Origin of the sequence: Candidatus Palibaumannia cicadellinicola (assembly GCF_002855795.1) — a bacterium.
Taxonomy (GTDB): domain Bacteria; phylum Pseudomonadota; class Gammaproteobacteria; order Enterobacterales; family Enterobacteriaceae; genus Baumannia; species Baumannia cicadellinicola_C.
The window spans coordinates 1-10,800 of sequence record NZ_NJPO01000061.1 but is presented as its reverse complement, the minus strand read 5'-3'; the positions used below and the strand labels follow the sequence as shown (position 1 = coordinate 10,800).

The 10,800-nt window shown below is 44.6% G+C and carries 9 protein-coding genes and 1 pseudogene; all 10 read right to left on the bottom strand.

Translation table 11 applies throughout. The annotated features are described in order from the left end of the window. A partial coding sequence (gene ispF / locus CEX73_RS01260) for a 2-C-methyl-D-erythritol 2,4-cyclodiphosphate synthase (RefSeq protein WP_101626803.1) occupies positions 1-422 on the bottom strand: 422 nt, incomplete at its 3' end. A gap of 12 nt (positions 423-434) precedes the next feature. Then, positions 435-1,127, bottom strand: coding sequence for a 2-C-methyl-D-erythritol 4-phosphate cytidylyltransferase (ispD, locus tag CEX73_RS01255; protein ID WP_101626802.1), 693 nt, complete (start codon positions 1,125-1,127; stop codon positions 435-437). 3 nt (positions 1,128-1,130) lie between these two features. After that, complete coding sequence (gene ftsB / locus CEX73_RS01250; protein ID WP_101626801.1) at positions 1,131-1,442, bottom strand: cell division protein FtsB; 312 nt, start codon at positions 1,440-1,442, stop codon at positions 1,131-1,133. Positions 1,443-1,632: 190 nt separating this feature from the next. After that, complete coding sequence (gene cysC, locus CEX73_RS01245) at positions 1,633-2,253, bottom strand: adenylyl-sulfate kinase (protein WP_101626800.1); 621 nt, start codon at positions 2,251-2,253, stop codon at positions 1,633-1,635. Next, positions 2,253-3,683 carry a sulfate adenylyltransferase subunit CysN gene (gene cysN / locus CEX73_RS01240; protein ID WP_101626799.1) on the bottom strand — a complete coding sequence of 477 codons (1,431 nt, stop codon included), beginning with the start codon at positions 3,681-3,683 and terminating at the stop codon, positions 2,253-2,255. Before cysN ends, cysC begins: the two co-directional genes overlap by 1 nt. 12 nt (positions 3,684-3,695) lie before the next feature. Further along, positions 3,696-4,604 (bottom strand): sulfate adenylyltransferase subunit CysD, encoded by a 909-nt coding sequence (gene cysD, locus CEX73_RS01235; RefSeq protein WP_101626804.1) that lies wholly within the window; start codon positions 4,602-4,604, stop codon positions 3,696-3,698. Between the two features lie 57 nt (positions 4,605-4,661). Further along, positions 4,662-6,044, bottom strand: a pseudogene (gene cysG / locus CEX73_RS01230) (siroheme synthase CysG); the annotation flags it as partial. A gap of 146 nt (positions 6,045-6,190) precedes the next feature. Next, a complete protein-coding gene (locus CEX73_RS01225) occupies positions 6,191-6,928 on the bottom strand; it encodes a phosphoadenylyl-sulfate reductase (protein ID WP_101626798.1) in 738 nt (245 codons plus the stop codon). Positions 6,929-6,951: 23 nt separating this feature from the next. Further along, positions 6,952-8,652 (bottom strand): assimilatory sulfite reductase (NADPH) hemoprotein subunit, encoded by a 1,701-nt coding sequence (gene cysI / locus CEX73_RS01220; RefSeq protein ID WP_101626797.1) that lies wholly within the window; start codon positions 8,650-8,652, stop codon positions 6,952-6,954. Beyond that, entirely contained in the window at positions 8,652-10,445 is a 1,794-nt protein-coding gene (gene cysJ / locus CEX73_RS01215) for an NADPH-dependent assimilatory sulfite reductase flavoprotein subunit (protein WP_101626796.1), read from the bottom strand. Before cysJ ends, cysI begins: the two co-directional genes overlap by 1 nt. Between the last annotated feature and the right edge of the window lie 355 nt (positions 10,446-10,800).

The following is a 10,800-nucleotide window of genomic DNA, read 5'->3' as shown; positions in this document are numbered from 1 at the left end:
CCCGTGAATCCCAACTGTTCGGTGGTGGTAGCTTTCACATTGATATCATCTATGTGACAATGGAGATCTTCTGCCAGATAGAGACGCATTTGCTGAATATACGGAGATATTTTAGGATACTGGGCAATCAGCGTGATATCTAAATTACCAAGACGGTAGTTTTTAGCAATAATACGTCGCCAGGCGTAGCGCAGTAACTTACGGCTATCAGCACCCCTGAATATTGGATCTGTATCTGGGAATAGTTGACCGATATCGCCTAGTGCTGCGGCGCCAAGTAAGGCGTCAGTAGCAGCGTGTAGCGCAACGTCACCATCAGAATGGGATCGTAACCCTTGCGGAAAGGGAATGTGGACACCCCCTATAATAAGCTTGCTTTCTCCGCCGAATTGATGAACATCAAAACCATGACCGATACGCATTGACACTCTCTTTTAGTAAGCTAATTGAGATAAATAAAAACTTGCCAGCAACAGATCTTCTGGCCAAGTCACTTTGATATTATCCGCTCTACCAGGCACTAATAAAGGCTGGTATCCGCAATACTCTAGTGCCGAAGACTCATCAGTCAAGGTTACTCCTTCTTTTAGCGCTCGATTCAGACAACTTTTCAGTAATTCCAGCATGAATAACTGTGGTGTTAGCGCATGCCACAAATCCGTCCGCTCTACAGTGTGAGCTATCGTTTCCGTGCCGTTGCAGGCACGCTTCATAGTATCGCGCACTGGCGTTGCTAAGATACCTCCCACTGTAGAACGTGCTGTAACAGTGAGCAGGCATAGCAGATCGTCCTGATGTAAGCATGGGCGTACCGCATCGTGAACTAGTACCCAGGATGCCCGCTTTACATGGTGTAGTGCTACCATTACCGAATGGGACCGTTCGCTACCACCCGTAACAGCTCTTACCCGCTGTTCATAGGCAACCGGCAACTGATAAAACCACCGGTCGTCGGGACTGATGGCAACAATCACTTGACGGATGCAAGGCTGACGTAATAACGCGTATATTGCAAGTTCTAGCAGGGTGTTTTCGCCAATAGTGAGATATTGCTTTGGCAATGGGTTTTGCATACGGCGACCTATTCCTGCAGCAGGCAAAATTGCTACTACATTAGGTAAGGTCATAATTTATTTTCTCTTTGGGATTGTGCCATCGGTTGTTGGTTGTAGTCTTGGCACTAACCGATAGAAAGTCTCGCCAGGCTTAATCATATCTAGCTCATTACGTGAGCGTTCTTCTATCGCATCTTGGCCATCATTTAAATCATAAACTTCAGCAAATAGCTGAGCATTACGCGTCTTCAGTTTAGCGTTATTGTTGTTTTCCGTAACGATATTACTATTAATGCGAACTAGATTAATGATACCGTTCTTACCCAGCCAAAGAGAATATTGTAGCCAGATAAAAAGCACTAATAGTAGCAGCGCTAATTTATTCATTTTCCGGCCTCCCATTTAACCTATGGAAACCAGTCACATTAATCTTCTGATAATATCATTTGCAGCTAGGCAGCTCCATACATGCGACAAATAGCGGCCCAAAATGTTTGGCTATCTTACTACTTTTAGTGATAATATTTGTTCTGGGACCCAGCAATAGTTAAGATTTAAAATGCATCATACATAATAATCATAAGTTAATAATTATGCGTTCATTGAGCAGTTCTAATAATCTAGTTGTTAACTCTGTTATTAATTGTGTGCCATTTAGATGTATCTCTGGTTGCTGCGGTGGCTGATAAATAGAATCTATACCGGTAAAATTGTGTAATTTACCGCGTCGTACTTGATTATACAACCCTTTAGGATCACGTGCTTGACAAATAGTTAATGGGGTATCTACGAAAACTTCGATAAATCTACCTACTGGTAGCATATCACGTACCATCTGCCGCTCCCTACAGTGAGGTGAAATTAAAGCACTTAGTACTATGAGTCCTGCATCTAGCATCAGCCTAGCTACCTCGCCAACCCGGCGGATATTCTCGCGCCGGTCATCATCGCTGAAGCCTAGATCGCGACAGAGACCATGACGTACATTATCACCATCAAGCAGGTAAGTACTTACCCCCTTGCTATACAGCGTTTGTTCTAGCGCGCTTGCCAGCGTAGATTTACCTGCGCCGGACAGACCAGTGAACCACAATACTGCACTACGGTGCTTATGTAGTCGTTCTCGGTCCGCACGCTGTACCGGATGCATGTGCCAAACAACATTGTCATCATTAGGTTGCTGGTAGCGGCCGGTCATTATTGACCTCCCAGTAAATCGCGTACGCCCCAGTGCGGAAAGTGTTGACGCAGCAGCGCATTAAACTCTAGCTCAAATTTGCTGTAGGTATTTGATTGTCGGTAAACGTCTTGTAACGGCTGGCAAACCATACCAGCACCTACGGTTACGTTAGTGAGCCGGTCGATAAATATCATCCCACCTGTGATTGGGTTATTGGTATATTTCTCTAGCATCATCGGCTCATCGAATTCTAGTTTTACTATTCCAATGCTATTTAGGGGTAAATTATCCGCCACACGTCGTTTTAAGGTATTTATATCGACCTGATATTGGACATGATCAACCCGTGCAATAGTTTTCTTACCTGCAATCTTTATGTCGTAGCTCTGACCAGCTACTAGCGGCTTATCAGTCATCCATACCACATCAACCTGTGCGTGTTGTACTACGGGTAGCACTGTGTCGCAGTCCACCAGTAAATCTCCGCGGCTAACATCCACGGCGTCTGTCAATACCAACGTCACCGCTTCTCCCGTCCAGGCTTCTGTTTTATCACCGTCAAAAGTTACGATACGATTAATCGTGGAGGTAATATTAGACGGTAAAACTTTTATGGGTTGCCCTACCCGCAGTACGCCCGAAGCAACTGTTCCACTATAACCACGGAAATCTAGATTCGGGCGGTTAACGTACTGTACCGGAAAACGTACTTGCTGCTGTTCATGAAGATTCATTACTTCTACCGTTTCTAGTATATCTAACAATGTTGGGCCGCTGTACCAAGACATAGATACTGTAGGATGAACAACGTTATCACCTCCTAGCGCTGATAACGGTACGAATTTTATATCTAAATTACCTGGCAATTGCCTAGATAATGTTAGGTAATCTTGCTTAATCTTAGAAAACACCGCCTGATCGTAGTTTACTAAATCCATTTTATTTACCGCTACTACCAGATGACATATACCTAGCAAGGTGCTGATGAAGCTATGTCGCCGTGTTTGATCTAGCATGCCTTTACGTGCATCGATTAGTAAGATAGCTAAATCAGAAGTTGAAGCACCAGTGGTCATATTACGGGTGTATTGCTCATGTCCAGGAGTGTCCGCAATAATAAATTTGCGCTTATCCGTAGCAAAATAGCGGTAGGCGACATCAATTGTAATACCTTGTTCACGTTCGGCCTGCAAACCATCCACCAGTAACGCAAAATCTAATTCTTCGCCTTGGGTACCGATACGTTTGCTGTCTGTGTATAGAGTTGATAGTTGATCTTCGTAAATCTGCTGGGTGTCGTGCAGCAAGCGACCAATCAAGGTACTTTTGCCGTCATCTACGCTGCCACACGTGATAAAACGCAGCAAACTTTTATTTTGCTGGAAGTGCAGGTATCTTTCTAGACCACCTTGCTCAGCAATCTTTTGGGCTATAGTAGTATTTTTCATTTCGATGGCTTCTTAAAAATAACCTTGACGCTTTTTCATTTCCATCGAACCAGATTGATCACTATCGATCATCCTGCCCTGACGTTCGCTGGTGGTCGATACGAGCATCTCTTTGATAATATCAGGTACCGTTTGCGCCTTTGACTCCACTGCGCTAGTTAACGGCCAGCAACCTAGAGTACGAAAACGCACCATACGCTGGCCGATTATTTCACCAGGCTGTAGGTCAATACGATCGTCGTCTATCATCATCAGCATGCCATGGCGTTCTAGTACAGGCCGCTCCTTAGCGAAGTATAGCGGTACTATTTCTAGTTTTTCTAGTAAAATATATTGCCAAATATCCAGTTCAGTCCAGTTAGAAAGCGGGAAAACGCGGATACTCTCACCTTGATTGATCTGTCCGTTATAGTTATGCCATAGTTCTGGACGCTGATTCTTTGGGTCCCAACGATGAAAACGATCTCGAAACGAGTAAATACGTTCTTTAGCACGAGATTTCTCCTCGTCGCGACGGGCACCGCCGAACGCAGCATCGAAACGGTATTTATTCATAGCCTGCTTAAGACCTTCGGTTTTCATAATATCGGTATGTTTGGCACTACCGTGTACAAAGGGATTAATTCCCATAGCTTTACCTTCTAAGTTTTTATGTACTAGGAGCTCAAAACCATAGGCTTTAGCAGTATTATCGCGGAACTCGTACATTTCACGGAACTTCCAACCGGTATCCACATGTAGCAACGGGAACGGTAGCTTGCCAGGGTAGAAAGCCTTGCGTGCTAGATGTAGCATGACAGAAGAGTCTTTACCGATGGAATACATCATCACAGGATTGCTGAATTCAGCGACTACTTCACGGAAGATATGAATGCTTTCCGCCTCCAGTTGCCGCAAATATGTCAAATGTTGTTGCTCCATAATTGATATCCTTAAACCAGATTTACTACCCGCGCAGCTAGTTTTTTTCTTTTGCGCTGTTACATTATCTTGACCAAACCAATTGATTTCATGGTAAAGGGTCACCACTTCGCCGATAACGAGCAGCGCAGGAGGGAGCGCCTGTAGAGCTAACGTTTCCAACTGCTCTAGTGTACCAATCAGAACTTTCTGATCTTTATGGGTACCACGACTTATTACTGCAACCGGTGTCTGCGGCGCACGGCCGTAGGCTACTAGCTGACGATTTATTACCGCGGCTTTCATCACACCCATATAAATTACTAAAGTTTGATCGCCGCGCGCCAACGACGGCCAGTGAAACAAATCGCAACCGGCACGCATCTGACCTGTGATTAAAGTGATACTCTGGGCATACTCGCGGTGAGTCAACGGAATGCCTGCATAGGCCGTTGCGCCTGCGGCGGCAGTAATGCCGGGTACTACCTGAAACGGAATACCGGCTGCCGCCACTTCCTGCAGCTCTTCGCCACCGCGACCAAAGATAAATGGGTCGCCACCTTTTAGCCGTACTACATTTTTTCCCTGCTGTGCCAACTTTACTAACAAGCTGTTAATCTCCGCCTGCGACATAGAATGTTCACCGGCTCGCTTGCCCACGCAGACTAGATCAGCATCGCGGCGTACTAAATCTATAATTTCTGGGCTGACTAGATAGTCATATAACACCACGTCTGCCTGCTGCATGAGTTGCAGTCCGCGTAAAGTAAGCAGCCCGCTATCGCCCGGACCAGCACCTACTAAAGCTACTTTTCCACTTGACGACAGGCAGTTGTTGTGTAACTGATACTCGAGCTCTTGCTCCGCCTGTTCAAACTTACCTTGAGCGACCATATTGGCAAAACGACCATTAAATGCTTTTTCCCAGAAGCTCCGGCGCTCCGTCATGTTGCAGATATACTTTTTGATACGGTTGCGCCAGGCGCCAGCTATGGTCGCCATCGTGCCGAGGAACATGGGTAGCATCGACTCAATTTTTTCACGTATCATACGTGCTAGTACTGGTGCTTTGCCGCTTGAGGAGATAGCTACCACAATCGGCGAGCGATCGACGATTGAGGGAAAAATAAACGAGCAGTTTGACTGTTCATCTACTACATTAGCGAATGTATGGCGCTGATCTGCGCACTTATAGACTCGTGCGTTGAGTTCTGCGTCGTTAGTTGCTGCAATCACCAGAAATACCTCATCCAGCATAGCTGGATCGAACATTGGACCAATCCAGTTGATACCGCTGTTCTGAGTGATATCTGCTAGCTGAGGACATAACTCACGCGCTACTACCCTAATTTGTGCACCAGTCCGCATCAGTAACTTTATTTTGCGCGCCGCAATATCGCCTCCGCCAACAACTAAAATAGGCCGGCGCCTAAGATCCGCAAATAATGGTAAATATTCCACAGCCAAAACAAGTGATTAAGTAATATTATGATTATATGTCTTAAAATGCGGCCAAATGAAATTCTTAATTGGAATTTCATTTACCTTTATGGAATAAAAACGTAATTGACTTTTATCATTATTGCGCAGGATTAATCAGTTGTAAGTCAGTTTTCTTCGTGTAGGCCGCATTCACGCTTGAGACCGAAAAAGCGTGTATCTTCTTCATTCATACCTGACATAAATTTTTTAGTAGTATGAGTATCACCAACTGATAAGTAACCCTGCTCCCATAGAGGGTGATAGCTCAGACCATGCTTTTTCAAGTAATGATATACCTGACGGTTGTTCCAATCTATTATCGGCAAAAGCTTAAACACTCCTCGCTGAACCGCTAGTACTGGTAATAGGCAACGACTACTAGATTGGGTGCGCCGCAGACCAGCAAACCAAGTTAAAGATCCTAGTGTGATTAACGCCCTGTTCATAGGCTCAACTTTATTAATCTTATTGTATAGCTTAAGACCTTCTAGACCTTGCTTCCATAGCTTACCATAGCGCGCTTCTTGCCAAGCAGGCGATATGTTGGCACGAAATACTTGTAGATTTAATTGTAGTTTTTCTGTTAATTCATCGATAAACCGGTAGGTTTCTGGAAAAAGATAACCGGTATCGGTCAGGATAACTGGAATATTCGGCTGCTGACTGGTTACCAAATGTAGGCTTACCGCTGCTTGAATACCAAAGCTGGAAGAAAGTGTCGCCGGCTGCGGCAGATACTCCAAGGCCCAACCTACCCTCTGCTCAGCTGTAAGATTTTCTAGCTGCCGGTTTATTCTCGCCAGAGCCTCTGTCTGCTGCGCTTTCTCCATCGCATTAAATTGGCTGAGATCAAGTGCTGTCATATGAATTTTGTCTTAATTTCCTGTTAATCGTAAAAATCTAACGCTGAATCCACTACAGGGGAGATAATTCCGGCCCGCACTACATAATCGCCATAAGATTCGTACGGCTGACGTTCACAGGCCCAGCGGCCGATAGTATCGTCAATAATGCTTAGTATTTCTTCTTCGGTAATATTTTCTCGGTACATTCTGGGAATGCGCGTGCCGATACTATCGCCCCCTAAGTAGAGATTGTAGCGGCCGATAGTTTTTCCTACTAAACCAATTTCCGCTAACATCGCGCGACCACAACCATTCGGACAGCCAGTTACTCGTAGTATAATTTTCTCCTCGCCTAAGCCATAACTTAACATGATCTTTTCTACCTTAGTTACAAACTGCGGCAGGAAACGTTCTGCTTCTGCCATTGCCAGCGGACAGGTGGGAAAAGCAACGCATGCCATTGATGCCTTGCGTTGTAATGTAACATTATCGTTAATTAAACCATACTGCCTAGCCAGCGACTCAATGAGTGCTTTATTTTTGTTCTCAACGCCGGCAATAATGATATTCTGGTTAGCGGTTATACGTAAATCTCCTTGATGAATGCGCGCGATCTCCATCATACCAGTTTTCAATTTTCGATTCGTATCATCAATAATACGGCCGTTTTCAATAAACAGCGTCAGATGCCACTGATTATCAATCCCTTGTACCCAGCCGAAACGATCGCCGCGTTCAGTAAAGTGATAAGGTCGAATAGGCATGAATTTAATCCCTGCGCGAATTTCTACCTCTTTCTTGAATAAGCCAACGCCAACACGTTCCAAGGTATATTTGGTTTTTGCATTTTTACGATTAGAACGATTGCCCCAGTCACGCTGGGTTGTAACAACTGCTTCTGCTATTTTTAGCGTATCCACTAAATTGATATAGCCTAACTCACTTGCTTTGCGTGGGTAGGTGCTTTTATCGCCATGGGTCATCGCCAGGCCGCCCCCGACTAGAACATTAAAGCCTACTAATTGACCGTTGTTGCTGATGGCGACAAAGTTCAGATCGTTTGCGTGCAAATCGACATCGTTTAGCGGTGGAACTACAACTGTAGTCTTGAATTTACGCGGTAAGTAAGTATCCCCTAAGATAGGCTCTTGATCTGTGGTTTCCGTTTTCTCTCCGTCCAGCCATATTTCAGCATATGCGCGCGTTTTTGGTAAAAAATGTTCGGATATTTTCTTAGCATACTCCCATGCCTGCTGATGCAGTACCGACTCAATCGGATTTGAGGTACATAAGACGTTACGGTTAACATCGCCAGCTGTAGCTATGGAGTCTAGTCCCAGAAGATGGAGTAGTTGATGCATTTTTTTTAGCTTAGGCTTTAACACGCCGTGAAACTGAAATGTTTGCCTAGTTGTGAGGCGAATACTACCATACAGCGTATGTTCTGTGGCGAAGGAGTCGATACCTAGCCATTGCTGCGGAGTTATTACACCACCAGGCAGTCGGCAGCGTAGCATCATATTGATAAGCGGCTCAAGCTTTTGACCGGCGCGTTCTGCACGTAGGTCACGATCATCTTGCTGATACATACCATGGAAACGGATTAGTTGGCAATTATCACCTTTAAATCCTCCGGTAATTTTATCTTTTAGATCTTGCGCGATAGTACCGCGCAAAAAATTACTTACTTTTTTTAACCGCTCGTTGTCGGATAATGTAGCTTTAGGTTTTTGTGTACTCATTAATAGGTATCCCGCTGATAACGGCGCGCCATGCGCAGCTCACTTAAAAATTCATCCGCTTGTTCGCTATCCATACGACCATATTTGGCCACTAGCTTCACTAACACTTGCTCTACATCGCGTGCCATTCGGTTGGCATTACCGCATACATAAATATGAGCACCCTGCTGAATCCAGTGCCAGACTTCAGCTCCCTTTTTCCATAGAAGATCTTGTACGTAAATTTTGGGGGTTTGATCTTGCGACCATGCCACATCTATTTGGTTCAGCAGGCCATTTTTAACATAGCGTTGCCATTCTACCTGATACAAAAAGTCGTCAGTAAGATGTTGATTACCAAAGAATAACCAATTATCGCCCTGGGCACATTCCGCTTCGCGTTGCTGCATGAAGGCACGGAATGGTGCGATTCCTGTTCCTGACCCTATCATAATAATAGAAGTATTTGGATCACCCGGGAGTTTAAAATTATCGTTGTGTTCGATAAAAACACGAACTGGATCAGTTTCTCTGAGCCGATATGCTAGATAACCACTGGCGCCACCGGTGTGCATCCGACCATCTATTTTATACCTTACCACACTAACGGTAAGATGAACTTCATCGCTAACTTCAGCTTGCGACGAAGCAATAGAGTATAAGCGTGGCATCAACGGACGTAGTAATTTTAATAACTCTTCAGGACGCAGCGCTGTCGGAGCACCGCGTATCATATCGATGAACGGGGTTGACAACGCAAACTCTTTGAGTTGCTGTCTATCGTTCACTAGTGCTAGTAATAATTTATCCTGCGCCATATTCGCGTAACTTTTAATCATCTCAGAGGTGTTTTGCGTCAGTTCATAATATTTTTGCAAAGCTTTACTGAGGCTGATATGGATGCTTTTGCCCTCTACTTGGACTAACTCGTCGCCTTTCAGCCCTAATAATTCTAGTAGCTCGCTGATCAGTGCCGGATCGTTCTCGTACCACACACCTAATGCATCACCGGGCTGATAACATAAACCTGATCCAGCAATGTCTATCTCTAGATGTCGAACATCTTTCAGAGAGCTACGGCTAGTAATCTTCTGGTTAACCACCAGAGATGCTATAAATGGTGCCTCTTTACTATAAAGGTGACTCTTAACCTCGATGGTTTTGCCAATAAGAGATAAGTGCTGCTCAGGACTAGCAGCTCTCACCTGTTTCTGCAAAAATTTAACTATTTCACTACGCCAGCTATCTGCAGGTTCTTGATACTCCACGTCGGCATCTACCCTATCATACAAACGCTGGGCACCCAGTTCGGCCAACCGACTGTCAAAGTCTTTACCTATCTTCGCAAAGTGTGTGTACGAACTATCGCCCAAGCCAAAAACAGCAAACTTGGTATCGGGTAACGCTGGAGCTTTGTTAGAAAAAAGATACTTATACAGCGCTACAGCCTCTTCTGGAGGATCTCCATCCCCTTGAGTAGAAGTCACGATCAGCAACCATTTTTCCTGGGAAATTTGCTTAAATTTATAATCTCCGGCATTAATCAGTACTACGCCTAGCTGAGCTGCGCGTAAATCTTCGTACAGCTGCTCCGCAAGCCGGCGAGCATTACCTGTCTGGGAAGCCGACAGCACAGTAATAACCTGCGGCGAGACGGCAGCGTCTACTGGCGGATCATTAGATACCCTGCTCCATAAATATCCTGAAACCCAGGCTAACTGAAGGGAAGATAAATCACGGCTTGCTGCTTGTAAGCGATCTAGTTGTTCTGCACTCAGCGGTGACAGAGCTTTGAGTGACTTATGTTTATTCATGGTGGTCAGAAATTCCTTGTACTTATATCCGACCTCGCCAGGTTAGGGCGATTAAAGATCGTTATATGTTCTTAACGTTAACTATTAACTAAGTAGAAATAAAATACGAGATCGCAATAATAAATAACAAAACCGCCTAAGGGATCTAAGATAAGCGTCCCTTATTGGTAGCACATTTAGTTAATATTAGTTTAGTTCTAACATAGTTAGTGTTATGAGAAAAAGTATTGACCACCACGTGGTTGAAATATTTTACCTTTTAATATCCGGTATTTATTCGTATTCCTACAGGTAGGTAATAAGTGTGACCGCGTGTATCACGTTGACGTATGTACCACTGAGTGCTGAATTTAAT